The organism is Mesorhizobium sp. WSM4822, from assembly GCF_055811155.1.
The window spans coordinates 354,460-378,849 of record NZ_JBVVQM010000003.1; the positions used below are offsets into that span (position 1 = coordinate 354,460).

At 63.6% G+C, this 24,390-nt stretch carries 24 protein-coding genes and 1 tRNA gene; 15 read left to right on the top strand and 10 right to left on the bottom strand.

From position 1 onward, the window contains the following. Nucleotides 1-133: 133 nt before the first annotated feature. From AC0L3E_RS09740 to AC0L3E_RS09750, 3 genes are all read left to right on the top strand, one after another. Entirely contained in the window at nucleotides 134-778 is a 645-nt protein-coding gene (locus AC0L3E_RS09740) for a carbonic anhydrase (RefSeq protein ID WP_023811712.1), read from the top strand. Continuing rightward, nucleotides 775-1,209, top strand: coding sequence for a nuclear transport factor 2 family protein (locus AC0L3E_RS09745; RefSeq protein ID WP_127269640.1), 435 nt, complete (start codon nucleotides 775-777; stop codon nucleotides 1,207-1,209). Before AC0L3E_RS09740 ends, AC0L3E_RS09745 begins: the two co-directional genes overlap by 4 nt. Before the next feature lie 95 nt (nucleotides 1,210-1,304). Next, nucleotides 1,305-3,359, top strand: coding sequence for a M3 family metallopeptidase (locus tag AC0L3E_RS09750; protein ID WP_473604682.1), 2,055 nt, complete (start codon nucleotides 1,305-1,307; stop codon nucleotides 3,357-3,359). Between the two features lie 146 nt (nucleotides 3,360-3,505). Here AC0L3E_RS09750 and AC0L3E_RS09755 read toward each other — a convergent pair whose 3' ends face one another. The 4 genes from AC0L3E_RS09755 to AC0L3E_RS09770 all read right to left on the bottom strand — a co-directional run bounded on the left by AC0L3E_RS09755 (nucleotide 3,506) and on the right by AC0L3E_RS09770 (nucleotide 8,087). Then, entirely contained in the window at nucleotides 3,506-4,999 is a 1,494-nt protein-coding gene (locus AC0L3E_RS09755) for a M81 family metallopeptidase (protein ID WP_473604683.1), read from the bottom strand. A 24-nt stretch (nucleotides 5,000-5,023) separates the two neighbouring features. Next, the gene (locus AC0L3E_RS09760; RefSeq protein WP_013528984.1) at nucleotides 5,024-5,848 is read right to left on the bottom strand and encodes a carbohydrate ABC transporter permease; all 825 of its coding nucleotides are present in this window, start codon (nucleotides 5,846-5,848) and stop codon (nucleotides 5,024-5,026) included. After that, on the bottom strand, nucleotides 5,845-6,714 hold the full coding sequence (locus tag AC0L3E_RS09765) for a carbohydrate ABC transporter permease (protein ID WP_023811708.1): 870 nt from the start codon (nucleotides 6,712-6,714) through the stop codon (nucleotides 5,845-5,847). Before AC0L3E_RS09765 ends, AC0L3E_RS09760 begins: the two co-directional genes overlap by 4 nt. A gap of 140 nt (nucleotides 6,715-6,854) precedes the next feature. Continuing rightward, nucleotides 6,855-8,087, bottom strand: a complete 1,233-nt coding sequence (locus AC0L3E_RS09770; RefSeq protein WP_127397148.1) for an ABC transporter substrate-binding protein — start codon at nucleotides 8,085-8,087, stop codon at nucleotides 6,855-6,857. Between the two features lie 269 nt (nucleotides 8,088-8,356). Here AC0L3E_RS09770 and AC0L3E_RS09775 point away from each other — a divergent pair, with 269 nt between their 5' ends. Genes AC0L3E_RS09775 through AC0L3E_RS09785 form a run of 3 tightly spaced genes read left to right on the top strand, consistent with a single transcriptional unit; the run spans nucleotide 8,357 to nucleotide 11,053 of the window. Further along, nucleotides 8,357-9,091 carry an SDR family oxidoreductase gene (locus AC0L3E_RS09775; protein ID WP_473604758.1) on the top strand — a complete coding sequence of 245 codons (735 nt, stop codon included), beginning with the start codon at nucleotides 8,357-8,359 and terminating at the stop codon, nucleotides 9,089-9,091. 2 nt (nucleotides 9,092-9,093) lie between these two features. Then, the gene (locus tag AC0L3E_RS09780) at nucleotides 9,094-10,161 is read left to right on the top strand and encodes an ABC transporter ATP-binding protein (RefSeq protein ID WP_127382538.1); all 1,068 of its coding nucleotides are present in this window, start codon (nucleotides 9,094-9,096) and stop codon (nucleotides 10,159-10,161) included. A gap of 10 nt (nucleotides 10,162-10,171) precedes the next feature. After that, entirely contained in the window at nucleotides 10,172-11,053 is an 882-nt protein-coding gene (locus tag AC0L3E_RS09785; RefSeq protein ID WP_013528979.1) for a MurR/RpiR family transcriptional regulator, read from the top strand. Nucleotides 11,054-11,072: 19 nt separating this feature from the next. Here AC0L3E_RS09785 and AC0L3E_RS09790 read toward each other — a convergent pair whose 3' ends face one another. Then, a complete protein-coding gene (locus AC0L3E_RS09790) occupies nucleotides 11,073-11,390 on the bottom strand; it encodes a DUF167 family protein (RefSeq protein ID WP_127268066.1) in 318 nt (105 codons plus the stop codon). Between the two features lie 13 nt (nucleotides 11,391-11,403). Further along, on the bottom strand, nucleotides 11,404-11,694 hold the full coding sequence (locus AC0L3E_RS09795) for a YggT family protein (RefSeq protein WP_023811703.1): 291 nt from the start codon (nucleotides 11,692-11,694) through the stop codon (nucleotides 11,404-11,406). A gap of 256 nt (nucleotides 11,695-11,950) precedes the next feature. On the opposite strand from AC0L3E_RS09795, the gene AC0L3E_RS09800 reads away from it, so the two are divergent. The 6 genes from AC0L3E_RS09800 (at nucleotide 11,951) to AC0L3E_RS09825 (ending at nucleotide 15,646) form a co-directional block, all read left to right on the top strand. Further along, a tRNA-Ala gene (locus AC0L3E_RS09800) sits at nucleotides 11,951-12,026 on the top strand. Between the two features lie 348 nt (nucleotides 12,027-12,374). Further along, entirely contained in the window at nucleotides 12,375-13,124 is a 750-nt protein-coding gene (locus AC0L3E_RS09805; protein WP_127268065.1) for a helix-turn-helix domain-containing protein, read from the top strand. A 530-nt stretch (nucleotides 13,125-13,654) separates the two neighbouring features. Then, nucleotides 13,655-14,617: a SagB/ThcOx family dehydrogenase gene (locus tag AC0L3E_RS09810; protein WP_236382936.1), complete on the top strand. Its 963-nt coding sequence runs from the start codon at nucleotides 13,655-13,657 to the stop codon at nucleotides 14,615-14,617. A 68-nt stretch (nucleotides 14,618-14,685) separates the two neighbouring features. Beyond that, on the top strand, nucleotides 14,686-14,940 hold the full coding sequence (locus AC0L3E_RS09815; RefSeq protein ID WP_127268063.1) for a hypothetical protein: 255 nt from the start codon (nucleotides 14,686-14,688) through the stop codon (nucleotides 14,938-14,940). Between the two features lie 4 nt (nucleotides 14,941-14,944). After that, nucleotides 14,945-15,250: a hypothetical protein gene (locus AC0L3E_RS09820; protein ID WP_473604684.1), complete on the top strand. Its 306-nt coding sequence runs from the start codon at nucleotides 14,945-14,947 to the stop codon at nucleotides 15,248-15,250. A 75-nt stretch (nucleotides 15,251-15,325) separates the two neighbouring features. After that, complete coding sequence (locus AC0L3E_RS09825) at nucleotides 15,326-15,646, top strand: hypothetical protein (RefSeq protein ID WP_127322597.1); 321 nt, start codon at nucleotides 15,326-15,328, stop codon at nucleotides 15,644-15,646. 150 nt (nucleotides 15,647-15,796) lie between these two features. On the opposite strand, the gene AC0L3E_RS09830 is transcribed toward AC0L3E_RS09825, so the two are convergent. From AC0L3E_RS09830 to AC0L3E_RS09845, 4 genes are read right to left on the bottom strand one after another with little or no spacing between them, the layout of a single operon-like run. Beyond that, nucleotides 15,797-16,756 (bottom strand): TonB family protein, encoded by a 960-nt coding sequence (locus AC0L3E_RS09830; RefSeq protein WP_473604685.1) that lies wholly within the window; start codon nucleotides 16,754-16,756, stop codon nucleotides 15,797-15,799. Next, nucleotides 16,753-17,220, bottom strand: coding sequence for a TonB system transport protein ExbD (exbD, locus tag AC0L3E_RS09835; RefSeq protein ID WP_256748073.1), 468 nt, complete (start codon nucleotides 17,218-17,220; stop codon nucleotides 16,753-16,755). The genes AC0L3E_RS09830 and exbD overlap by 4 nt, the downstream gene beginning before the upstream one ends. A 4-nt stretch (nucleotides 17,221-17,224) precedes the next feature. After that, complete coding sequence (gene exbB, locus AC0L3E_RS09840) at nucleotides 17,225-18,196, bottom strand: tonB-system energizer ExbB (RefSeq protein ID WP_292337221.1); 972 nt, start codon at nucleotides 18,194-18,196, stop codon at nucleotides 17,225-17,227. A 58-nt stretch (nucleotides 18,197-18,254) separates the two neighbouring features. Beyond that, entirely contained in the window at nucleotides 18,255-19,046 is a 792-nt protein-coding gene (locus AC0L3E_RS09845; protein WP_164762277.1) for an ATP-binding cassette domain-containing protein, read from the bottom strand. Between the two features lie 181 nt (nucleotides 19,047-19,227). Here AC0L3E_RS09845 and AC0L3E_RS09850 point away from each other — a divergent pair, with 181 nt between their 5' ends. The 3 genes from AC0L3E_RS09850 to fhuB are packed head-to-tail and all read left to right on the top strand — an operon-like array spanning nucleotide 19,228 to nucleotide 24,333. Beyond that, a complete protein-coding gene (locus AC0L3E_RS09850) occupies nucleotides 19,228-21,447 on the top strand; it encodes a TonB-dependent siderophore receptor (RefSeq protein WP_128308085.1) in 2,220 nt (739 codons plus the stop codon). Between the two features lie 25 nt (nucleotides 21,448-21,472). Next, on the top strand, nucleotides 21,473-22,333 hold the full coding sequence (locus AC0L3E_RS09855; protein ID WP_128308086.1) for an ABC transporter substrate-binding protein: 861 nt from the start codon (nucleotides 21,473-21,475) through the stop codon (nucleotides 22,331-22,333). Next, entirely contained in the window at nucleotides 22,330-24,333 is a 2,004-nt protein-coding gene (gene fhuB, locus AC0L3E_RS09860) for a Fe(3+)-hydroxamate ABC transporter permease FhuB (protein WP_473604687.1), read from the top strand. Before AC0L3E_RS09855 ends, fhuB begins: the two co-directional genes overlap by 4 nt. Nucleotides 24,334-24,390: the final 57 nt, after the last annotated feature.

Below are 24,390 nucleotides of genomic sequence, written 5' to 3' on the forward strand. Positions count from 1 at the left end.
TTGCGCTCGATGCATGGCATTTCTAGCCAGCCCTCATAATTCTGCATTGCTCGCGACCGGCTTTTGCCGCTAGAGCCTCTCTAGACCGCAACGAGCTGCCGCATCCAACCCGGAAAGGCTCCAGACGCCGCCCATGTCCCATCTCCCTGAACATCTTCTCGCCGGCTACCGCAATTTCATGAATGGCCGCTATCTCACAGAGAGCGGGCGCTATCGCGATCTCGCTCGCGAAGGCCAGGCGCCGGAGACGATGATCGTCGCGTGCTGCGATTCGCGTTCGGCGCCCGAGGCGATCTTCGACGCCGGGCCCGGCGAACTCTTCGTGCTGCGCAATGTCGGCAATCTGGTGCCGCCCTATGCTCCCGATGGCGAGTTCCATTCGACCTCGGCGGCGCTTGAATTCGCCGTGCAGAGCCTCAAGGTCAAGAACATCGTCGTCATGGGCCATGGCCGCTGTGGCGGCATCCGTGCAGCGCTCGACACCAATTCCGCGCCGCTTTCGCCGGGCGACTTCATCGGCAAGTGGATGAGCCTGATCGCGCCGGCGGCCGAAACCGTCTCCTCCAGCACCTTCATGACCGCGTCGGAGCGCCAGACCGCGCTGGAGCGCATCTCCATCCGCTATTCCATCGCCAACCTCAGAACCTTTCCCTGCGTCTCGATTCTCGAGGGCAAGGGGCGACTGTCGCTGCATGGGGCCTGGTTCGATATCTCGACCGGCGAACTCTGGACGATGAACAAGGAAACCGGCGATTTCGAACGGCCGGAGCTGGGATGAACACAGCGGCGCGCAAGGTGGTAAACATCAGGTCGGCCGCTTTGACGGCGGCCGCGCTGCTGATAGCGATTATTGCCGCCCGCGCCGATGATCGTGCCCTCATCAGCCGCTGGTATTCGGCGCTGCTGGTCGCCGACCGCACCGAACTGTCCGACCTGCTCGCCGATGATGTCCGCATCAAGCTGGACGACCTCGGCATCGTGCAAAGCAAGCAGGAATTCATCGCCTCGATGGACGAATGGAAAGGTGCGGTTGCGGGCGCAGCGATCCGGCATCGGATCGAAAAGAGCGAAGGCGGGGTCACCACCGTGGTCGCCTGCTACGACTTTCCCAACAATGACAAGCTCATGCATGAGACTTTCGCGGTGACCGACGACCGCATCACCGCCAGTTCGCAAGCGGCAATCGCCGAGACGTGCGACGGCTTCTGACGCCATCCTGAGGGCCGAGCCGTTGCGCCTTGCGAGGCCTCGCCCTACATCGGGGACGACCAAACCTCTCCCCGTCAACGATCGAAAGACTGTCCATGCCTTCCACGAAATCCGTCGACCTCGCCGCCCATCCGCTGACCGCGTGGCAGGGGCCGCTCGGCCTGCCCGATTTCACGCGCATTGGCGATGGCGACTTTTCCCCGGTCTTCGACGCGGCGCTGAAGGCGCACGAGGCCGAGATCGAGGCGATCGCCGGCAACAAGGATGCGCCGACCATCGAGAACACGCTTGCCGCGCTGGAACTCGGCGGCGAAGCGCTCGATCGCGTCTCGTCGATCTTCTGGTGCCGCGCCGGCGCCTACACCAACGAGACGATCCAGGCGCTGGAGCGCGACATCTCGCCGAAAATGTCCAGGCATTTCTCGGCGATTTCGATGAATGAGCGGCTGTTTGCCCGCATCGACGATCTCTACCAGCGCCGCGAGAGCCTGAAGCTCGACGCAGAAACCCTGCGGGTGCTGGAAAAGACCTGGAAGGGTTTTGTCCGCTCCGGCGCCAAACTCGATGCCGACGGCAAGAAGCGGCTGGCCAAGATCAGCGAGGAATTGTCCTCGCTCGGTACCAGCTTCGGCCAGAATGTGCTGGCCGACGAGAGCGACTGGGCACTGTTCCTCGATGAGGCCGACCTTGCCGGCCTGCCGGACTTCGTGAAAAGCTCGATGGCCGAAGCCGCCGAGATACGCGGCCAGAAGGGCCGCTACGCCGTCACCCTGTCGCGCTCGATCTACGAGCCGTTCTCGACCTTCTCCGAGCGCCGCGATCTGCGCGAGATCGCCTTCCGCGCTTTCACCATGCGCGGCCAGAATGGCGGCGCCACCGACAACACGAACGTGGTGCGCGACATGCTGCGCCTGCGCGCCGAGAAGGCAAAGCTGCTCGGCTACGCCTCCTTCGCCGCACTGAAGCTCGATGACACCATGGCCAAGACGCCGAAGGCCGTGCACGCGCTGCTCGATCCGGTGTGGGAAAAGGCGCTGGAGAAGGCAGCAAGCGACCAGATCGAATTGCAACGGCTGGCGACGGAGGCCGGCAGCAACGAAAAATTTGCTGCCTGGGACTGGCGTTTCTACCAGGAGAAACTGCGCGCGGAAAAATTCGCCTTCGACGAGGCGGAACTGAAGCCCTATTTGCAGCTCGACCGCATCATCGACGCTTGCTTCGATGTGGCGACACGGCTGTTCGGCATCACCTTCGAGGAGAAGAAGGGCATCGCTGCCTGGCACCCTGACGCCCGCGTCTTCGTGGTGAAAAATGCCGACGGCAGTGAGCGCGGCCTGTTCCTCGCCGACTATTTCGCGCGACCGTCAAAGCGCTCGGGCGCCTGGATGAGCGCGCTGCAGTCCGGCTACAGGCTCGGCCACGGTGCGAGCCCGGTCATCTACAACATCATGAACTTCGCCAAGCCGCCGGCCGGCGAGCCCGCGCTGCTGTCGGTCGACGAGGCGAAAACGCTGTTCCACGAATTCGGTCATGCTTTGCACGGCATGCTGACCGATGTCACTTGGCCCTCGGTAGCCGGCACCTCGGTCAGCCGCGATTTCGTCGAATTGCCCTCGCAGCTCTACGAGCACTGGCTGACCGTGCCGGCGGTGCTGGAAAAACACGCGCTGCACGTCAAGACCGGCAAGCCGATGCCCAAGGCGCTGCTCGACAAGATGCTGGCCGCGCGGACTTTTGGCGCTGGCTTTGCAACAGTAGAGTTCACCGCATCCGCGCTGATGGACATGGCTTATCACGCACGGCCGGATGCGCCTGAAGTACCACTTCGTTTCGAAACCGAAACGCTTGCAGAGCTGCACATGCCGGACACCATAGCCATGCGTCACCGCACCCCGCATTTCGGCCACGTCTTCTCCGGCGACGGCTATTCGGCCGGCTATTATTCCTACATGTGGTCGGAAGTGCTCGACGCCGATGCCTTCGCTGCCTTTGAGGAAACCGGAGACCCCTTCAACCCGTCGCTCGCCGAACGGCTGCGCAAGAACATCTACGCCGCCGGCGGTTCGAAGGATCCGGAAGAACTCTACACCGCCTTCCGCGGCAAGATGCCGTCGCCCGAAGCGATGATGGTGAAGCGGGGATTGGTGTAGCACCGGATAATCTCCCCCCTCGAGGGGAAATGGCCGCGAAGCGGCCAGAGGGGGTCGGTTCGACCGGGCTCGGCCTGTTGCGGCAGAAGAAGGTTGGCGCATTATGTCAGGCGACCCGCTCTGTCGCCTTCAGCGACATCTCCCCCTCAAGGGGGGAGATTGCCAGCATCCTTCCAAGGATCCGTCACCCTTGGCCACACCGGCCGCGTCAGCTTGGTATAATTCGTCACCGCCGGATTGCTGGGATACGAGCTCGGCGCCGAGACATAGATGATCTCGGCGGCGATCGGCTCGAAGCCGGCGTAGAAATGGTTGGTCGACTTGATCAGCAGCATGTCCTTGGTCATCGGATCGACGCCGATGTTGGAAAAGATATCCGGCTCGAAGGTCTGTGTGCGGTTGGTGTTGAGAATGATGTCGACCTCGGTGCCTTCGAGGCGGACCAGCGCCGTCGGCCCGAGCGTCACGCGGCTTGGCCCGAAACTCTGCCAGCCCTCCGCAACCGCCTTCAGCACGCGCACGCGCGCATCGATCGGCTCGCCGGCCTGCGGCCCGGCCTTGCCGCCGAAGCGCAGGTTGATAACGGCGCCCTCGCCCGCCGCCAGGCAGAAGGTGACCGCGATCGGGTCCCAGATCGTCGCCACGGCGAACCTGTCCAGGCCACGCGCCAGCATCTGGCGCAGCACGAAGGTGCCGTCGCCGGGCACGCCGCCGCCGGGATTGTCCCAGATATCGGCGATGACCACCGGCTTGCCCGGATTCTTGCCGCGCACGGCCAAGGCCCGGTCGATGCCGTCGGTGGCGCTCAGCATCGTCATCGCCGTCTTTTCGCGCAGCGCGTAGAGTTCCCGCCCGAGCCTTTCCGCCAGCGCGTCACCCTTGGCCTTGTCATCGTCGGTGACGACCAGGATGCGTGTGCCCATTTCGGCCACGTCGGCCGCCATGAAGCCATGGATGACGGAGACCGACAGCACGCCGTCCTTGCCGTGCAGCGCCTTGATGCGGTCGACGAAGGAGCGCATCGGCTCGCGGCTGGTCGGCAGCACCTGGATCATGCGGCAATCGAAGGTCGAGATGACCGGCTTGATCTCGCCCCTCGCCGCCGCAAGCCCAAGCTCGACGACGTGTTCGCCGCGCTCGTAGAAATCGGTGTGCGGAAATTCGAGGAAGTAGGCGAGGATGTCGGAGGCGGCCACTCGCTTCGGCGTCAGATGGCTGTGCGGATCGAGTTCCACGGCGATCACCACCTCCGGCCCGACAATTGCGCGAACCCGTTCGAGCAGGTCGCCCTCGCAGTCGTCATAGCCTTGCGCCACCATGGCGCCATGCAGGCCGAGGATGACGGCATCGACCGGCAGCGCTGCCTCGAGCTGGCCAAGGATCTCGTCGCGCAGCGCCTCATAGGTCTGCCGTTGCACCAGGCCGCCCGGCTCCGCCCAGGTGGCGGTGCCCTCGATGACATCGAGGCCTTCGGCCGCTGCCCGCCGGCGCAGCGCCACCATCGGCGAGGAGCACAGCGTCGGCGTGTCCGGATGTTTGCCGGGCCCGGCATAGAAGGCCATCTCGAACGAGGCCCTATCGGTCGGCACCGGCGAGAAGGTGTTGGTTTCCGTCGCCAGCGAGGCGGTGAAAATGCGCATGAAAGCTCCGTCCGTGAATAGGCGTTATTTGACCGCCCCGAGCGCCAGCCCGCGAACGAGGTAGCGCTGCAGCCATATGAACAGGATGGCCACCGGCAAGGTCGCCAGCAGCGTCGCGGCCATGACGTGGTGCCATTCGATGGTGTAGCGGCCGGCGACCAGCGAAAACACCTGGATCGGCAGCGTATAGCTTTCCTGGCTGCGCAGCATGGTGAGCGCCACGACGAATTCGTTCCAGGCATTGATGAAGGTGAAGATCGCGGTCACCGCGATCGCCGGCAGGCACAGCGGCAGGAACACCTTGCGCAAGGTCAGCCAGCGGCCGGCGCCCTCCATCCAGGCGGCTTCCTCGAGATCGCGCGGAATGGTGTCGAAATAGCTCTGCAGCATCCACACCGTGAAGGCGACGTTGAAGGCCATGTAGATGAAGCCGAGCGCCGTCGTGCTCTCGACCAGGCCCCAGGCCGCCATCAGCCGGAACAGGCCAAGCACCAGCACGATCGGCGAGATCATCTGCGAAATCAGCAGGAACTGGCGCAAGGCGCCGTAGCCGGCAAAGCGGAAGCGCGACATCGCATAGGCCGCCGGAACCGAGATCAGGATGGCGCCAACCGTGGCGATCACAGACACGTAGAGCGAATTGAGCAGCGCCTGGCCGAAGCCGGTCGCCACCCACATATCGGAAAAATTCGACCAGCGGAATTCGCTCGGCCACCAGGTCGGCGACAGCACTTCCTGCCTCGGCTTGACCGCGGTCAGGAACATCACCGCGAAGGGAAAGAGCGTCACCACGATCAGCGGCGCCAGCAGCAGCCAGGCGATGATGGAGCGCTTCAGCTTGCTCGTCATGTGCGTTGCTCCCGCATCGCCAGCCGCACATAGATCATGGTGAAGACCAGCAATATGGCAAACATCACCAGCGACACCGCCGATGCTTCGCCCAGCTTGCCGATGCGGAAGGCCAGCTTGTAGAGATGGGTGACCAGGATATCGGTCGAGTTGGCCGGGCCGCCCTGCGTCATCACCCAGATGATCGGGAAGGAATTGAAGACGTAGATGGTGTTGAGCACGATGGCGATGTTGATGAACGGTTTCAGGAGCGGAAAGGTGATTTCGCGGAACTGCTGCAGCGGCGTCGCCCCTTCGAGCGCCGCCGCCTCGTAGAGATCGTCCGGAATCGACGACAGCCCGCCGAGAAAGATCGTCGTCGTGAACGGCACCGTCACCAGGATACCGATCAGCACCTGCATCGGGAAAGCGGTCTCGGCGCTCGCCAGCCATTGGATGTTGTGATCGATGAGCCCGAGGCCGATCAGCGCCGAATTGAGCATGCCGCTTTCGCCGCTCAGCGCCCAGCGCCAGACCACCGCGGTCATGGTCAGCGATACCGCCCAGGGCAGCATGATGATGACGCGGGCGATGCCGCGGCCATAGAAATCGGTGTTGAGGATCATCGCCACCGGGATCGACAAGAGAAGCGCACCGCCGACCACCATCACCGTCCATTGGCCGGTGCGCCAGAGCGCGGCCGTGAAATCGGGATCGGCAGCGAGTGCCGCGAAATTGGCGAAGTCGTTGAAGTCGCGAAGCTGGCCGAAGCGGCTGACCTCATGCGTCGAGATCTGGATCAGGTCCCAGACCGGCCAGAAGATGACCACCGCCGCCAGAAACAGGCTGGGCAAGGTCAGGAGATAGGGCAAGAAACGATTTTGCATCTGCTGGCCTGCAACCTCGGCGCGCTGGATCAGAAGGTTCTGCTTATGCGAATTTCGGATCCGCCTCACCGGGCCGGGAACCTAGGTGTGGCGCGCCCCGCCTGAGTCTGGGGCGCGCCACGGGCGCAGGGAGATACGCCCTATTTCTTCAGCACGGTGTTGGCCTTGGCGGCCGCGTCCTTCAAGCCCGCCTCGGGGTCGCCGCCGAGATAGATCTTCTGCATGGCGTCCGAGGTGATCTGGGCGACCTCTTCCCAGCCCGGAATGACCGGCGCGAAGCGGGCGTCGGGCAGGAGCGCGGTGAACGCTGCCAGATCGGCATTGTTGACGTAGTAGTCCATCTTGGCCTCTTCCTTGTTCACCGGCAGGAAGCCTTCGCCTTGCGTGAACTTGGCGCGCTGCTCCGTGGTGAACAGGAAATCGAGCAGCTTCCAGGCTTCGTCCTTGTTCTTGGAGTTCTTGAACATGATGATGGAATCGGTCACGCCATAGGTGCCGCGCGCGCCGGTCGGGCCGGCGGGGATGGCTGCCACGCCGTATTTCAGGTTCGGCGCCTCGTCCTTGATCTGGTTGGACAGGAAGGGTGCGGTGATCATCATGCCGACCTTGCCCTGCTTGAACAGGTTCTGCACGTCTTCGCGGTTGTTGGAGGTGACGCCGGGTTCGGTCAGGCCTTCGTCGATCATCGACTTGTAGAGCTTCGCGGCCTCAAGCGCACCTGGCGTGCTCAGGCCCGAAGTGCCGTCCTTGTTGAGGATCTCGGTGCCCTGCGACCACATCGCATAATAGTAATAGACGTCGGTCTCGATCTCCTTGCCCTGCAGGCCGAAGCCGAACGTGCCCGACCCCAGCGCCTTGATCTTGCGCGCATCTTCCTGCAGCTCGGTCCAGGTTGCCGGTGGCTTGGCGATGCCGGCTTTCTCGAACAGCTCCTTGTTGTAGTACATGGCGCGCGCCGAGGCCGCGATCGGCAGGCCGTAGGTCTTGCCGTCCATGATCGAGGGCGACAGGAAGGTGTCGATGAAGCGGTCCTTGAAGTCGGGCTTGATGTAGCCGTCGAGCGGCTCGGCGACATCCTGCTGGACGAAGTCGATCAGCCAGCGCGTGCCGATGATCGACAGATCGGCATTGGTGCCGGCGGTGATGTCGGTGGTCAGCTTCTGCAGCAGCACATCCCACGGCACCACTTCGAACTTGACGGTGATGCCGGGGTTCGCCGCCTCGAATTCCTTCTTGACGTCGGCGAAATAGGGAGCAGTCTTGGCGCTGTACTCGGCCACGGTGACGCGCACCTCGCCCGCATCCGCCTGCGCCGCAATTGCCAGCATGCTCATTCCGGCCATCAGGCCGACAGTCCATTTTGCAAGGCTCATTTGATCTCTCCCATTGGTGTTGCGCCTGCGCGCCTCTCCGTGCCGGAGCAGAAGATTTATGTGACTTTCCTACATTATCGATGATTTGAAGGCTTGCAAGCGGATTATTGTGTTGCTTAATTACATTTACAGGCCTAGGCCTTATGCGATCTGTCAGAACTCCCGGAGGATGACGCACGGTGGTTTCGCAATCCGAGTTCGAGGGCAGGGCCGAGTTCGAAGGCAGGGCCGAGTTCGAAAGCAGGGCCGAGTTCGAGGGCAAGACCGTCGTGGTGACGGGGGCCGGCGGCGGTCTCGGCACGGCCATCGTGGCGCTGATGGCGCAAAGAGGCGCCAGGGTCGTCGGTTGCGATCAGTCGAGCGAGGCGCTGAACAGTCCGCACCTTGCCTCCCGCCATGTCTTCGATCTTCTCGACAAGCCATCGATAGCCACGGCGGTCGCCACGATCCTAGACCGGGATGGCGTGCCCGACATTCTCGTCAACAATGCCGGCTGGACGCGCGCCGAGACGATTTCGGCACTCGATCCCGACAGAATAGAGCAGGAACTCGATCTCAACCTGACTGGCGTGATGAATTTCGCCGACCCGCTGGTCAAGGCGATGGCTGGCCGCGGCTCGGGCAGCGTCGTCTTCATCTCCTCGGTCAACGCCATCGCGCATTTCGGCAATCCGGCCTATGCCGCCGCCAAGGCCGGCATCAACGCCTATGCCAAGGCGATCGCCGTCGAGCTCGGCCGCAGCGGCCTGCGCGCCAATGTCGTTTGCCCCGGATCGATCCGCACCGCCGCCTGGGACCACCGCCTTGCCAAGGATCCCGAAATCCTCGGCAAATTGCAGCGGCTCTATCCGCTCGGCCGCATCGTCAACGCCGCGGAAGTGGCGGAAGCCGTCGCCTTCCTTGCGTCCGATCGCGCATCGGGAATAACAGGCGTGGTGATGCCCGTGGACGCGGGACTGACCGCCGGCTGCCTGCCCTTCATCGACGACATCCTGGGAGCGTGACAATGACCGATGTCGAGTTTCGCGATCTGTCGAAATCCTTCGGCCAGCACAAGATCCTCGAGAACATCAGCCTCGATATCAAGAGCGGCGAGTTCGTCGTCCTCGTCGGCCCGTCCGGCTGCGGCAAGTCGACCTTGCTGCGCATGCTGGCCGGCCTGGAGACGATCACCTCCGGCGACCTGTTGATCGGCGGCGTGCGCGCCAACGCGCTGCCGCCACAGCAGCGCAACATCGCCATGGTGTTCCAGTCCTATGCGCTGTTTCCGCATCTGAAGGCAGCTGACAATATCGGCTTTGGCCCGAAGATCCGCGGCGAGACGCGCACGGTGATCGATGAGAAGGTCAAGAAAGCGTCCGGCGTCCTCAATCTCTTCTCCTATCTCGACCGCTATCCCCGCCAGCTGTCGGGCGGCCAGCGCCAGCGCGTCGCCATGGGCCGCGCCATCGTGCGCGAGCCGTCGGTGTTCCTGTTCGACGAGCCGCTGTCCAACCTCGACGCGCAATTGCGCGTGCAGATGCGCGTCGAGATCAAGGCGCTGCACCAGCGGCTGAAATCGACGATCGTCTACGTCACCCACGACCAGATCGAGGCCATGACGATGGCCGACCGCATCGTCGTGATGGACCGCGGCAGAATCCAGCAGGTCGGGGCGCCGCTGGAACTCTATGACAGGCCTGCCAACAAGTTCGTCGCCTCCTTCCTCGGCTCGCCGTCGATGAGCTTTGTGTCCGGTTCGCTCAAGACGGCGCTTGAGAAAACCTGGTTCGAATCGGCCGGTGGCGGGCGGCTTGCGCTTGCCGGCAAACAGGTGCCGGCGGACAGCGCGGTGGAGGCTGGCATCCGGCCCGAGCATTTTGTCATCGGCGAGGCTGTCGACGCGATGGCGATCAGAGTGGATGTCGTCGAGCCCACCGGCTCCGAAACACATGTCTATGGCGCTATCGGTGCTGATACGGTACGCGCCGTGTTCCGCGACAGGGTGCCGGTCAGGCCGGGAGACCTGCTGCCGGTCTCGGTCGACCCCGGCAACATCCATCTGTTCGACAAGGCAACGGGCCTGCCTCTATGAGAATATCAGCATGAAGACGCCGGCCGACATCATCACGCGCCTGCAGCTGATGTCGCAGGACGGGACGAAGTCGGATCGCAAGCTGGCCGGCTTCGTCCTGGCAGACCTCGATTTCGTCTCCAAGGCGGCGATTTCGGAAATTGCCGCGCGCGTCGGTGTCAGCGAGCCGACGGTGACGCGGTTCTGCCGCAACCTCGGCTGCGAGGGCCTGCGCGACTTCAAATTCTATCTGGCGCAAGCCATCGCCATCGGCGGCCAGTATCTGTCGCCGGAGCCGTTGAGCCGCGATGCCCGCGAACAGCGCATCGCTTCCGCCATCACCGAAGCGGCGATATCGGCCATCCAGCGCGCCAGCGAAAACCTCGACATGACGACGCTGGTCGCCGTCGCCGCACGCATCGCTGTTTCCGGTAATGTGCTGTGCATCGGCTCCGGTGGCATTTCGTCCATGATGGCGACCGAAATGCAGAACCGGCTGTTCAGGCTTGGCGTGTCGGTGCTGGCGCAGATCGACGGACAGTTGCAACGCATGTACGCCGCCGTTGCCACCCCCGACACAACGCTGATCGCCTTCTCCGTCTCCGGCTATGCCAGATCGGTCATCGATGCGGTGCAGGTCGCCCAGCAATATGGCGCCACCACGATCGCCATCACCCCGCCGGACTCCGCACTCGCCAAGGTCGCCGACACGGTCATCCATTTCCAGTCGCTCGAGGACGGCAATATCTACAAGCCGACATCGTCGCGCTATGCGCTGCTGTCGATCGTCGACATGATCGTCACCTCGGTCGCCGAGACGCGCGGACCGAGGGTTTTGGAGAATCTGCGCCGCATCAAGCAGAGCGTTAACACGTTGAAAGTCGACGATCCGCGTTTGCCATTGGGCGATTGAACCCCTGCGGCCAAGGACATCAGGATTGATGGCCGAGCGCCTCGATGCTTTTCGCCAATTTCGCCGGATCGCCTTCAATGCGCACGGTCTTCAGCCGCGCGGTGCCGCCGGCGACAACCGAGACAGCGGACCCGGGCACGCCCAGAGCCTTGGCCAGAAGCTTTTCGAGCGCATGATTGGCGGCGCCGTTTTCCGGCACGGCGCGGACACGCGCTTTCAGATGGCTTCGCCCGTCCGCCGTGGCCTCGAAGCCTTCGAGCCTGTCCAGCGCAGCCTTTGGCGTCAGCCGGACAAACAGCTCGGCGCCGTTTTCGCGCAGGCGAAACGGCGTGCTCATAAGGTCATCCTGCTCACAGGATCAGAGGCGCCACCGTGGTGAGCAGAAACTGCCGCAGGAAGAACAGGATCAGAAGCAGGATGATCGGCGAGATGTCGATGCCGCCAAGGTCCGGCATGAAGCGGCGGATAGGCCGCAACGCCGGCTCGGTCAGCCGGTAGAGCATGTTGCCGATGGAACCGACGAACTGGTTCTTCGAATTGACGACGTTGAAGGCGTAGAGCCAGGAAAAGATCGCCGAGGCGATGATGATCCACCAGTAGAGGTCAAGCGCCATGACGATTGTTTGAATGAGGGCGAGCATGCCGGTCTCCAATTGTTGCCGACATGTAGCCATTGCACGCGAAACCGGCAAGGGCCGCCTTTCTGTGGAGCGCCAATACCGGCCCGGTCGGACTGTAGGGCATGTCGCCGACACCCCAACGAAGGCGCGAATACACAAAACCGGCAAGGGCCGCTTTCCGCCGGCGCCAGCTCGACGCTTGACGGCACTGGATTTCGGCAAACCTCCGCCTTGACAGGAAACCGCGGCGCCCGATAAATGCGCCCATCCGCTGGACGGGGCTGTAGCTCAGCTGGGAGAGCGCGTCGTTCGCAATGACGAGGTCAGGAGTTCGATCCTCCTCAGCTCCACCAGCGGAATAATTCTCCACGCTGCGCGCCAGATGCCCATCTCTGCGCCACATGCAGTCCGCGACGCTCGTCCCGGCTTGCCCCCGCGGTTGGCATTTGCTGTGCCAGCGCACCTTAAAAGGCCGCGCTACATCGCCTATTTCGCGATATCCGGCAAAACTTTTGTCAATTGGACTTATGGCGGAAGAGCTCGCTGATTGTTTCCGTTTTTTTTGGAAACCACCCCACTAAATTGACGTTACCAAATCAGTTTTTTCTGTGCGTTGTGACCAGGGCGTTTCGGCGGGGGCGACCGGAGACGCTATATCGATTTCGAGTCGAAATGAAAAATCCGCCTGCGGAAGCAAAGACGTGTCAATTCGCGACAATCTCGCTGCAAACCTTAGACGGCTGTGCAAGGACCATGCCTCCGTAAGTGCGGTATGCCGTGAGCTGCGCATCAATCGCACGCAGTTCGAACGCTATCTGCAAGGGCAGACCGTTCCCAACAAAGCTACCGCCAAGCTGATATGCGATTACTTTCGGATCGACGAAGCCGAACTGTACCAGGATCCCGGCGCACCCGAGCCGGCGATGCGTGGCCTGCCGCCGGTTTCCGAGAGCCTGTTCAACCAGATGATCCGCCCCCCCAGTCCTTCGATCGCGGGCGGCACCTATTTCACCTATTTCTCGATCCCGGGCCGCCTCGACCTCCTGATGCGCTCGGTGACCTTCGTGAGGCGCGAAGCCGAACTGGTCACCTTCCGAAGGGTCACCGGATGGTCGGAGCGCCGGGGATCGACCTGGGCACGAGCGCGCGGCAATCACTATGGCGTGGCGATCTCGCGGCTGAACTGGATCTATTTCAGCGGCATCAATCGCCGCCAGACCGGGGAGCCCTCGCTGATCTCCGTGCAATGGGCTCCCATCTCCGAACCGGTGCTGATGGGCAAGGCCATGCTTCTGACGGAGGCCGGCCCGGCATTCGTGTCCGTCATCATGCGGCGCGACATTGCCAACATCCACCCAAGGGATGCCATCAGCATGGCGCATGTCATCAATCTCGACGATCCGGGCGTCGATCAACTGGTTGTCAGCCTCACCCGGGACGGGTTGGGCTAACCCCTCGGATCGCCGTGTCTTACGCCAAATAAGAATAAGCGTACGCCGATTAAGCGTATGCCAACGATTGTCTACTCTGTATCTGAATAAAATCGATATTTTACACTTTAATGCCAGGAAAGATAATCCACGGGTCCGTCTTAGGCTCGTTGTTTTACTATAATTTTAACAAACCATTAACTCTTCCGACCTTACCTTTCTTCACGCGGATCCCGTTCCGGGGGTCTTTCAACGGATCCCAAATTGGGGTCAGGAAAGGGATGAAAATGGCCAAGAAAGTGACCAATGCTCCGAAGCTGACGATTGCCGCCGGCACGCAGACCGTCTTCTTTTCGCAGGGCATGCACTACAACAAGCGCTGAAGCCGTTCTGCGCCGACGAGCGTCTTGCTTGTCGGCGCCTCGGCTCCGCAGATGGCAACCAGCTTCATGAAAATGCGCTCTTCGAAAACGCTTGTTTTCTACCCCGGACCGAACAAGGTCACGGCATGCAACTTCCTGACCAGAAGCGTGTTTGAATGCAGTCCTGAGATGGTCGGCCTTCTCGCATCGTGGGACAAATGGGCATCGACGGCGGACATTGCCCGCGCCCATGGATGGTCGAAGTCCGAGTTGAAGGCTGTCGTTCCCCAGTTGCTCGATTTCTCCGCGCTGGTCACAGCCGGATCGCCTCTCGCCGAGCAGGAGGAACAGTTTTCAGGACAATGGAGTTGGGGGCTTCCGACGGCGCTGATGCATTTCTGCGTCCAGGACAGCGAATACATGACCATCGAGCAAGCGGAAGAGCGGCAGATAGAACGCGCCGGCCATACGCCGCAGCCGAACCTCATGCTCAAGAATTCCGCAGGCGCCATCCAGCTGCCTAATGCACTGGAAGACAATGAACTTCTCAGCTTGATGGCGCGGCGCCGCACCAACCGCACGGCGGCTCAGCCCACCATCACGGCCAAACAGCTTTCCGATTGCCTGTTCGCAGGGCTCGGCATCATCGGCGAGACCGCCAATTGCGTTGGCACCCTGCCGCTCGGCATGACCCCTTCAGGCGGCGCGCGAAATCCCTATGAGGCCTATGTGGTCGCGCTCGGCGTCGATGGCCTCGAACCCGGTGTCTATCACTATTCCGCCGCGGATCACGACCTTGGCAGGATTTCCGCAAACCATCTGCCGAAGATCTCCGAACTGGTCGGCGGACAGGAGTGGGCCGACGCCATGCCGTGCCTGGTCCTGCTTTGCGCCAAGCTCGATCGCACGATGTGGAAATATGAGGACGCCAATGCTTATCGTGTCGTGCTGATCGAGGCCGGCCATATCGGCCAGAACATCATGCTGGCAGCGACCAATCATGGCCTGTCGGCGTGTCCGACAGCCGCGCTCAGCCATTCCGCCATCAAGCGGCTGCTTGGTCTCGACAGTTTCACCGACGCACCGATCTATGCCTTGACCCTCTCGACGCCGGAAAGAGATCCGTCCACGGCGGGCCAGTCCATCAATTAGCCGACCAACTATGTGCATCACAGCCAATAACGCGTTCCCCAGGGTATAACCAGAGACAGGAGCAGCACGTGCCAAATCAATCCTTACGCCAGTCGGAAATCGATAGCCTTCAATATATTTCGTCGATGACCAATGAGCTCGTGCAGATGGCCGAAGCAAGCCGTTTTCCGATGATCTCCTATCTGCTGGGCATGGCCTATGCAGAGGCCTTCGACGTTCTTCGCGGCGCACGGCCGGCCAGGCATGCGCAGCTCAGCGGCAACCCGCTGCACCCCAAGGCGCAGGCAAAGGACACTCGGGCCGCCCAGCCACGGAGAGCGTAGCGACATGCAATCGTCAGCCGCATGCGCGGTGGCCGGCTCGACCTCCCGGCCAAACCGCTGGGAGACGCTGTGCGCGTTGCAAAGCCTGCTGCCGTTGCTGAAGAAGGCCGCGACGGACCTGCGCCGCGCCGACATGGTCTACTGGTTAGAGCAGGCCGATGCCGAGGTCGCCAACATCATCAGGGGCCACCCCTCCGATGCAACCGCAATCCCGGCCCTGATTGCATCCTGCCCGCAGGACCGGCATCCGGTCGCTCAAGCTTGGTGCATGTCGCCCGCCAAAACGCGACGCGTTCATTGGCGCCGCTGAAAATGCTCTGATCACCAGTTTTTCAATTTCAGACCGGAACCTATTGCGCGTCTGGAATGCCCAGGGGACCTGCACATGAACATGATAGCCAACATCAGAAGCGTCGATGCCAGGGAAAGCGTTTTCAGCCGGCTCGACGTCTTGATCGCCAGGCGGCCGCCATCGCCTGACGCCGCGCGGGTCGAGGCCCGCCAACTCGTCTCGATGGCGATTGCCGACAGCTGCCAGGCCGACAGTCTCTGGGGTACAGTGGACGCTTTCCACGCCCATTTCGACTTCATGATGCAGACCATCGAGATCAACGGCGCCGATGACCCGGGCCTCGGGCCCTTGCGCACGAAATGCCGTTTCTATCTCGAACAGGTCGAGGCCCTGAGCCTGTCACTGGCCTATTGACAGGCCGGCCCGAACAAATTCGGTCCTAGAGCAATTCCAGGAAAAGTGTGAAACGGTTTTCCCGGGAAAACGCAGAGCGTTTTCCCTTGGGAATTGCGTCAAACCAAAGAATTAGAGCAGTTAGCCGTTTCCGTGAAACGGTGAACTGCTCTAGTTGCGCAGGCTGAACACGAACGGCGCTGTACGGCTCAGACGCGAGCCGAGTTCCGGTGGCGGTTTCGGCACCGTGGCGCCTTGCAGCACGGCGAGCGCCGCACGGTCCAGATCCGCATCCCCCGAGGAACGAGAGAGCCTGGCAGACAGGACCCGGCCGGACGAGTCGACCGTGAATGCGACATACGGCCTGCCTTCCACGCGTCGGGCCTTGGCAGAGCTGGGATAGCGCGTGTGCCGCTTGATCCAGGCGCCCAGACGGGAGTCCCATTTGCTGGAGTCGCCGGAGCGAGACGTCGATTCCGCCGCCTTCGGCGCGGCGGTCCTGGCCGCGGGCCGTGCGTCGGCGCTGGCCACGGTTGCCGTCTTCGGCGGAGCCGCCTTCTCCTTCTTAGGCCGCGGCGTGGCCTTCTCGACAGGCTTTTTCGCCTTGGCCGCGACCGGTTTCTTGTCTTTGATAATTTCGACCGGTTTCGGCTGCGGCAAGGGAATGACGACGTCGGGCGTGACAGCCTCGACCACATCCGGAATGACCTCATCCGGCGGCGGCTGATCGACCTGTTCAGCCATTTCGGCCTGGGTAGGTTCGGTCCGGGTGGCTTCGGTCTCGTCTGGCGCGACCGCTTCCGGCGGCTCGACAACCGGCTCCGCCTTTTCGACCGGTTCTTCAGGTGTCGGCTCGGTCGTCGGTGTCGGTTCGGTCTGATCTGGCGTCACCGCGTCCAGCGCGGCGACCTGCTCTTCCACGGCCGGCATCACCACCATCGGTGCCATCTCGATCATCTGCGCGGGGGGTGGACCGCCATCCACTTCGGTGACCATTGTGAGGTTCTGCACTGCGTAGGCGACCGCGACATGGGCTCCAAGGACCAGCGCGGCAGCACCGGCCCACAAGCCAAGGTCGCGCCAACCGAAGCGCGACAGCTGGACCGAGGGCACGGCGACCGCTTGCGTCATGGCGCCGCCGCACCAGTGGCTGCGGGCGCCGGGGCATTGGACGCGGGAGCCGTCTCCAGGCCGACCAGCGCGATCTTCAGATAGCCGGCACCGCGCAATAGATTCATCGCCTCCATCAGGTCGCCATAGGCGACCGCCTTGTCGGCGCGCAGGAAGATGCGCGTCTGCTTGTCGCCCTTGGTCTTGGCGTCCAGCGTCGTGGCGAAAGCCGGGCGCGGCACGCCGTCATTGCCGATCGCCAGCGTCAGATCGTCCTTCAGCGTCAGGAACAGCGGTGTCTCGGGCCTCGGCGCGGGCGTTGCCGTCGAACCAGGCAGGTCGACATTGACATCCACCGTGGCCAGCGGCGCCGCGACCATGAAGATGATCAAGAGCACCAGGATGACATCGATGAACGGGGTGACGTTGATCTCGTGGCTTTCCTCGAGATCGTCATCCATGGTCTGTCGGATTCTGCTTCCCATGGCGCTACTCCGCCGCCAGTGGCGTTGCCGGCGCCACGGTGCGGAAGTCCAGGTCGCGGCTGACCAGTCGTTCGACCCCGGCCGAGGCATCGGCGAGGATCTGCCGATAGCCGGCTATCGAGCGTGCAAAGACGTTGTAGATGACGACGGCCGGTATGGCCGCGACCAGGCCCATCGCGGTGGCCAGCAGCGCTTCGGCGATGCCCGGCGCGACCACAGCGAGATTGGTGGTCTGCGCCTGCGAGATGCCGATGAAGGCGTTCATGATGCCCCAGACAGTGCCGAACAGGCCGACGAAGGGCGCGGTCGAGCCGATCGTCGCCAGCACGCCGGTGCCGCGCGACATGCGCCGCGCCGCCGCCGCCTCGATGCGCGACAGGCGCGACGTGACACGCTCCTTGAGGCCATCGCCCGAGACATGATCGAGCGCGCCGGCCGAGAGTGCGGTCTCCTCCTCAGCCGCCCGCACCAGCAGCGCGCCGGGACCGCCGCTGCGGTCGAGGGTACGGCTGGCCTGCTTCAGCGTGGCGGCCTCGCCGATCGCCCGCACGGCGCGACGGATGCGCAGCTTGCCGCCGAAAAGCTCCAGCGACTTGGCCAACCATATCGTCCAGGTGACGAGGGAGGCAAAGGCCAGCCCGATCATCACCGCCTTGACGACGATATCGGCCGCCATGAACATGCCCCATGGCGACAGGTCATGCGGCAAGGTCAACTCCATCGCCGTCGAAGGTCCAGCCTCGGACGGCGCGGCCGTGTTCGGCTGGGTGCCTGGCTGCGAAGGCGCCATCGTGGCCGGCGGAGCGACTGCCGGTGCGTCGGGTGCGGGTGCAATCGGCGCTGGGGCCGCGGGAGCAGCCGGGGTGGGGGATTCGACCGCCGGCGCGGCACCGGCGGGTTGCTCCTGGGCCATCGCACTGCCGGCCGACAGGATGACGGATGCGACCAACGCCGCCAACAAACCAGTTCTCGACAACAGCTTCTTCCTTGTTCTCACAGCGGCCTGCCGCCTTCTATTTCCCGCCGCCGCATTGTCACTGCACATAGCCGACAGGCTGGCCGGTGACGGGGTGCGCGAACACGCCCATCTCCACACCGAAAATGCCTTTCAGCACATCGCTGCGCATGATTTCGCCTGGCGTGCCGCGCGTCAGCAGCTTGCCGTCCTTGAGCGCGATCAGTTCGTCGCAGTAGCGCGCCGCCATGTTGGGATCGTGCAGCACGACGACGACGCATAGGTCGCGTTTGCGACTGAGCTCCTTGACCAGCCCGAGCACCTCGACCTGATGGGCGATGTCGAGTGCCGAAATCGGCTCGTCGAGCAGCATGACGCCGGCGTTCTGCGCCACCAGCATGGCGAGCCAGGCGCGTTGGCGCTCGCCGCCCGACAATTCGTCCACCAGCCGGTCGGCAAAACCCTCCATATCGGTCAGGGCCAGCGCCTCCTCGACATGCTGCCTGTCCTCGGCGCGGAAACGGCCAAGCGCGCCATGCCAGGGATAGCGCCCGAGCGTCGCCAGTTCGCGCACGGTCAGGCCGGTCGCCGCAGGCGTCGTCTGCGGCAGATAGGCAAGCGCGCGGGCAAATTCGCGGGCGCCCCATTGCGGCAACGGACGTCTGGCGAAAGTGATGGCGCCTGAACTCGCCGGCTGCTGGCGCGCCATGAGCTTGATAAGCGTCGACTTGCCCGAACCATTGTGGCCGATCAGCCCATAGACGCGCGAGCGCTCCAGTTCGAGCGAAACCGGACCGAGCAGCGTCCGCTCGCCGACGGCAAAGCGCACCGCGTCGATATGGAAGGCAGTCTGGGCATCAATTCCAGCCATGCTCATGGCTTTTCTCCAGTGCGGCCGCCCGCATTTCCAGATTCCGGCATTTCGACGGGTCGTGCCCGGTTGACTATGAAACATGACCTTACTAGTCAACATTGAAGATGACTACAATGATCAACAAATCGTCGCGACCGGCAATATCGGCACGAAAATTTGGAAACAGGGGGCGCACCAGATGATTTCAGGACATGGACCGATTTGGCAGAACCGGATAGCGCGCAAGCGCCTGCTGATCGCAACGGTGTCGCTGCCGGCCCTGCTTGGCTGCGGCCATGCACTGGCCCAGGAGACGGTCACCACCACCCTAGACCCGATCAAAGTCCAGGAACGTGTCGAAAGCGCTTTCGGGCCGGTCAAGGGCTACGTTGCCACAAAGGGCTCCACCGGCACCAAGACCGACACGCCGCTGATCGAGACGCCGCAATCGATATCGGTCATCACCAGGGACCAGATGGAAGCGCAGGCCGTCGACAGCCTGAACAGCGCGTTGCGCTACACACCCGGCGCCACCGGCAATCTCTACGGCACCGACAATCGCGGCCTCGGCCTGCAGTTGCGCGGCATTTCGAACGCCAGCGGCGTCTTCTACAGGGACGGGCTGCAGCTCAAGGAGAGCAATTTCACACTGTTCACCGCACTCGATTCCTATGGCGCGGAACGCTACGAGGTGCTGCGCGGACCGGCGTCGGTGCTTTATGGCCAGGCAAGCCCCGGCGGCATCATCAACTATGTCAGCAAGCGGCCAACCGAGGAAAACCTGCGCGAGGTCGAATTCGGTGGTGGCAGCTTCAACCGGTATGAAGGCAAGTTCGATTTCAGCGGCGCGGTGAACGCCGACAAGTCGCTGCTGTTTCGTCTCACCGGTGCCGCTCACATGGGCGACACGCAGACCGATTTCGTCAAGGACGACCGCATCTTCATCGCGCCGGCGATCACCTGGCAGCCCGATGCCGACACCAGCCTGACCATCCTCGCCAACTATCAGCGCGATCGCTCGGGCTGGGCGATGCAGTATCTGCCTGCCTACGGCACGGTCATACCGGGCAAGGACGGCAAGTACCTGCCGAACAGCATGTTCGTCGGCGAACCCGGCTTCGACTCCTACAACAACGACCAGGCTTCGATCGGCTACGAATTCGATCACCGTTTCAACGAAACCTGGCAGGTTCGACAGCATGCCCGCTACGTCCACCTTACCCACACCGAGGAAGGCGTCTTTGGTGGCGGACTGACGGACTCGAACGGCCTGGAACCTTCAAGCGGCGACTACTACCGTTATGCAGATGCCGGCGGCACCAAACTCAGCGGCGTCACCATCGACAACCAGGCACAAGCCGATTTCGACACCGGGCCGCTCGCCCACACGCTGCTCGTCGGCCTCGACTACAAACGCTATACTTACCGCGACTATGCCTCGGAAGGGACCGTCGAGGACGGTTTCAACGTCTTCGATCCGGTTTACGGGTACCCGATCACCGATCTGACGCCCTACACCGATACCGACACCACCCAGCAGCAAGTCGGTCTCTATGCGCAGGACCAGGTAAAGCTCGGCAACTGGCGGCTGACCCTTGGCGGCCGCCAGGATTGGTCGGACGCCAAGGTCTACGACAATCTGGCCGGCGGCTACATTCCCGAGCAGAAGGACAACGCCTTCACCAGCCGGGCGGGGCTCGTCTATCTCGCCGACAACGGGCTTGCGCCCTATGTCAGCTACTCCGAATCGTTCCAGCCCGTGGCCGGCGCCGACAGCGACGGCAATCTGTTCGTGCCCGAGACCGGCAGGCAGTACGAGATCGGGCTGAAATACCAGCCGACCGGCTGGAACTCGTTCATCACGGTCTCGGCCTTCGACCTGACCCGGCAGAATGTCGTGCGTTCCGGTAATGAGGGCTCACCCAACGATCTGTTCCAGACCGGTGAGATCCGTTCGCGCGGCGTGGAACTGGAAGCCGTGGCGAGCCTGGATGCGGGCCTCGATCTGAGAGCGGCCTACACCTACCTCGACACCAAGATCACCAAGGCGACCGCTGTCGAAGACGTCAACGGCGTCTGGGTCAGCAACGAGGGCAACATGCCCTTCGGCGTGCCGGCCCATTCCGCATCGCTTTGGGCCAATTACACCTTCATGAGCGGCAAGCTCGAAGGTCTCGGCCTCGGTGCCGGCGTCCGCTATGTCGGCTCGACCTATGGCGACGACGCCAACAGCTTCAAGGTTCCGTCGGTCGTGCTCGCCGATGCGGCGGTGCATTACGCCTGGCAGAACGCCACGCTCAGCCTCAATGCCAGCAATCTGTTCGACAAACGCTACGTCGCCTCCTGCTTCTCCTCGGGCTTCGGCTGCTTCTACGGCGAAGGCCGCAGGATCAACGGTTCGGTGAAATATACATGGTAGAAGCAATGTGGCGGGCCGGCCCAAAATGGCGGCGCTGACACGGCGCCAGTATCTTGCCGGCCTCGCCGCGACCGGCCTCGCTTTGCCGGGCGGCATGGCACGCGCGGCACCTGCCCGCGTCGTCTGCCTGGAATGGACATCGGCCGAACTGGTGGTCTCGCTCGGCCTGTCGCCGCTCGCCGTCGGCGACACCAGGGGTTACGGCGACTGGGTGCAGGGCCCGGCGCTGCCGCAGGCCACCATCGACCTGGGATCGCGCAGCGAGCCCAATCTCGAACTGCTTCGGGAACTGCGGCCCGACCTGATCGTCGGCGCCTATGGCTATGGCTTGGACGAGAACAGCTTCACCAGATTGGCGCCGACCTTCAACGTGCCGTTCTACAGCGGCAAGGCTCCACCTTACGCGCAGGCGCAACAGGTGACGCTGCAGCTTGGCGACATGCTTGGCCGCAGGACGGAAGCAGAAAACCTTGTCGGGCGCACCGAAGCCTCGATCGCCCAAGCGCGTGCCAGGCTGGAGCGGGCGGTGCAAAAACCGGTCTGCGTCGTCAGCATGTTCGACGATCGCCATGTCCGCGTCTACGGCGCCGGCAGCCTGCTGCAGGATGTCCTCGACCGGCTCGGCCTCGTCAACGCCTGGACCGGCGCCACCAATGAATGGGGTTTTTCGACGGTCGGCATCGAGGAACTGGTCGCCGTAGGCGAGGCGCAACTGATCTCGCTCGATCCGATCCCGCCGCACGTCAGGATCAGGATTGCCCGCAGCTCGCTCTGGGCCAATCTGCCCTGCGTCCGGAACGGCCAGGTGCGGACCATTCCGCCGGTCTGGCCGTTCGGCGGTCTCACTGCTGCCGCGCGTTTCGCCGAATTCGTGGCAGCGGCATGATCGCTCAGGCAATGTCCCTGCCGCGACAGCGCGACGGCATCGGCGCGCTCATCCTGCTGGTGGCCGTGCCCGCGGGCCTGGCACTGATGCTGACCATCTTCGATCTCATCAACCTTTTCCCGACGCACCTGTGGTGGCAGGCGCTCACCGCCCCCGACACATCCGATCCAGCGCAGTTGCTGTATCGCTATGCCTTCCTGCCGCGTGTCGCCGTCAGCATGCTGGCCGGCGCGGCACTTGGTCTCGCCGGTGTCATCATGCAGCATGTGCTGCGCAACCCGCTGGCCGAGCCGACCACGATCGGCACCAATGCCGGAGCGAGCCTCGCTTTGGCGGCCGCCACCCTCTACGCACCATGGCTGCTGGAAGGCGGCCGCGAAGGCGTGGCGCTGGCTGGCGGCGCGCTCGCCACATCAGCCGTTTTCGCACTGGCGCGCGGGCGCAGCTTTTCGCCAGTGTCGATCATCATCGCCGGCCTCGTCGTCAGCCTCACTTTCGGCTCGGCCGGCGCGCTGCTGATGGCGCTCAACCGCGAATACACCGAGGAGCTGTTCATCTGGCAGAGCGGCTCGCTGGTGCAGAATGGCGACGCGGCGGTCCTTGTTCTGGCGCCATGGCTGCTGGCCGGCATCTGCGCCGCGCTCCTGCTCTGGCGACCGCTACGCCTGCTCGACCTCAGCGACGACGGCGCGGCATCGCTCGGCACCCGGCCGGCCGTCATCCGCCTTGCCGGCATGACAGTCGCCGTCTCGCTTAGCGCGCTGGTCGTCGCCGAGGTCGGCGTCATCGGTTTCGTGGCGCTCGCCGCCCCGGCGCTGGCGCGGCTGGCCGGAGCGCGCACGCTTGGCCGCCGTCTGGTCTGGTCGCCGCTGGTCGGCGGTGCCCTGCTCTGGCTCACCGACCGCCTGGTGCAGCATCTGCCGTTCACCGGCGAAATCCCCGCCGGCACCGCGACCGCTTTGCTCGGTGCGCCGCTGCTGCTGTTCCTGTTGCCGCGAATGCGAACCACCCCCGAAAGGCAGGCCGACATGGTGTCGTCGATACGCCTGCCGACAAACGGCCTGCCGTTGATCGCGGGCCTGCTGGCGCTCATCCTCGCGGTTGTCCTCGCCATCGGCTTTGGCCGTGGCGCAGGCGGTTGGCACTGGATCGCATCCGCGGATTTGACCGAGCTGCTTGTCCTGCGCGCGCCTCGCGTCGTCGTCGCCCTGTCGGCGGGCGTCCTGCTCGCCGTCGCCGGCACGCTGATGCAGCGCATGACCGGCAACCCGATGGCCGCACCCGAGGTCCTGGGCATTTCCGGCGGCGCCTCTTTCGGCGTGCTGGCGCTGCTGTTGCTCAGCGACGGCTTCGAACGCGCGGCAATGCTCGGCGCCGCCCTCGCCGGCGCCTTGCTGGCGCTGACGATCGTCGTGCTGGTCGGGCGACGCAATGCCCTGTCGCCGGAACGGCTGCTGCTTGCCGGCGTCGCCGTTGCGACAGTCGCGTCCGCCTTCGCCGCGCTGCTTCTGGCCAGCGGCGATCCGCGCATGGACTTCCTGCTCGCCTGGCTGTCGGGATCGACCTATCGCGCAACGCCAACGGATGCCTTCACCGCCGCAACGGTCGCGGTCACCGTCCTCGCGCTGGCGCCGCTGACCGCGCGCTGGCTCGATATACTGCCGCTCGGCGAAACCGCCGCGCGTGGCCTTGGCCTGCGACTGGGACGTGTTCGCGCCACATTGCTTGCGCTCACCGCATTGGCCACCGCAACCGCGACATTGGTCATCGGCCCGCTGAGCTTCGTCGGCCTGATGGCGCCGCACCTCGCACGCATGCTTGGCTTCCGCCGCGCCGTGCCGCAGCTTCTGGCCTCGGCCATGACAGGCGGGCTGATCCTCGTTGCCGCCGACTGGGCAGGGCGGACGCTGATCTTTCCCTGGCAAGTGCCGGCCGGCCTCATCGCCGCCTTCGTCGGCGGCCCCTATTTCATGGCGCTGATGTGGAAAGGCAGGCAATGAAGTCCGTCCTGGCCTATTGCCCCCCTTGCGCTGCCGATTGTAAGCAGCGCCCACGGA

What these genes read in the sequence shown, in the direction of transcription:
- AC0L3E_RS09740 (WP_023811712.1), top strand. Translation starts at nt 134, where the DNA reads ATGTCCCATCTCCCTGAACATCTTCTCGCCGGCTACCGCAATTTCATG.
- AC0L3E_RS09745 (WP_127269640.1), top strand. Translation starts at nt 775, where the DNA reads ATGAACACAGCGGCGCGCAAGGTGGTAAACATCAGGTCGGCCGCTTTG.
- AC0L3E_RS09750 (WP_473604682.1), top strand. Translation starts at nt 1,305, where the DNA reads ATGCCTTCCACGAAATCCGTCGACCTCGCCGCCCATCCGCTGACCGCG.
- AC0L3E_RS09755 (WP_473604683.1), bottom strand. Translation starts at nt 4,999, where the DNA reads ATGCGCATTTTCACCGCCTCGCTGGCGACGGAAACCAACACCTTCTCG.
- AC0L3E_RS09760 (WP_013528984.1), bottom strand. Translation starts at nt 5,848, where the DNA reads ATGACGAGCAAGCTGAAGCGCTCCATCATCGCCTGGCTGCTGCTGGCG.
- AC0L3E_RS09765 (WP_023811708.1), bottom strand. Translation starts at nt 6,714, where the DNA reads ATGCAAAATCGTTTCTTGCCCTATCTCCTGACCTTGCCCAGCCTGTTT.
- AC0L3E_RS09770 (WP_127397148.1), bottom strand. Translation starts at nt 8,087, where the DNA reads ATGAGCCTTGCAAAATGGACTGTCGGCCTGATGGCCGGAATGAGCATG.
- AC0L3E_RS09780 (WP_127382538.1), top strand. Translation starts at nt 9,094, where the DNA reads ATGACCGATGTCGAGTTTCGCGATCTGTCGAAATCCTTCGGCCAGCAC.
- AC0L3E_RS09785 (WP_013528979.1), top strand. Translation starts at nt 10,172, where the DNA reads ATGAAGACGCCGGCCGACATCATCACGCGCCTGCAGCTGATGTCGCAG.
- AC0L3E_RS09790 (WP_127268066.1), bottom strand. Translation starts at nt 11,390, where the DNA reads ATGAGCACGCCGTTTCGCCTGCGCGAAAACGGCGCCGAGCTGTTTGTC.
- AC0L3E_RS09795 (WP_023811703.1), bottom strand. Translation starts at nt 11,694, where the DNA reads ATGCTCGCCCTCATTCAAACAATCGTCATGGCGCTTGACCTCTACTGG.
- AC0L3E_RS09810 (WP_236382936.1), top strand. Translation starts at nt 13,655, where the DNA reads ATGGTCGGCCTTCTCGCATCGTGGGACAAATGGGCATCGACGGCGGAC.
- AC0L3E_RS09820 (WP_473604684.1), top strand. Translation starts at nt 14,945, where the DNA reads ATGCAATCGTCAGCCGCATGCGCGGTGGCCGGCTCGACCTCCCGGCCA.
- AC0L3E_RS09825 (WP_127322597.1), top strand. Translation starts at nt 15,326, where the DNA reads ATGAACATGATAGCCAACATCAGAAGCGTCGATGCCAGGGAAAGCGTT.
- AC0L3E_RS09830 (WP_473604685.1), bottom strand. Translation starts at nt 16,756, where the DNA reads ATGACGCAAGCGGTCGCCGTGCCCTCGGTCCAGCTGTCGCGCTTCGGT.
- exbD (WP_256748073.1), bottom strand. Translation starts at nt 17,220, where the DNA reads ATGGGAAGCAGAATCCGACAGACCATGGATGACGATCTCGAGGAAAGC.
- AC0L3E_RS09845 (WP_164762277.1), bottom strand. Translation starts at nt 19,046, where the DNA reads ATGGCTGGAATTGATGCCCAGACTGCCTTCCATATCGACGCGGTGCGC.
- AC0L3E_RS09850 (WP_128308085.1), top strand. Translation starts at nt 19,228, where the DNA reads ATGATTTCAGGACATGGACCGATTTGGCAGAACCGGATAGCGCGCAAG.
- AC0L3E_RS09855 (WP_128308086.1), top strand. Translation starts at nt 21,473, where the DNA reads ATGGCGGCGCTGACACGGCGCCAGTATCTTGCCGGCCTCGCCGCGACC.
- fhuB (WP_473604687.1), top strand. Translation starts at nt 22,330, where the DNA reads ATGATCGCTCAGGCAATGTCCCTGCCGCGACAGCGCGACGGCATCGGC.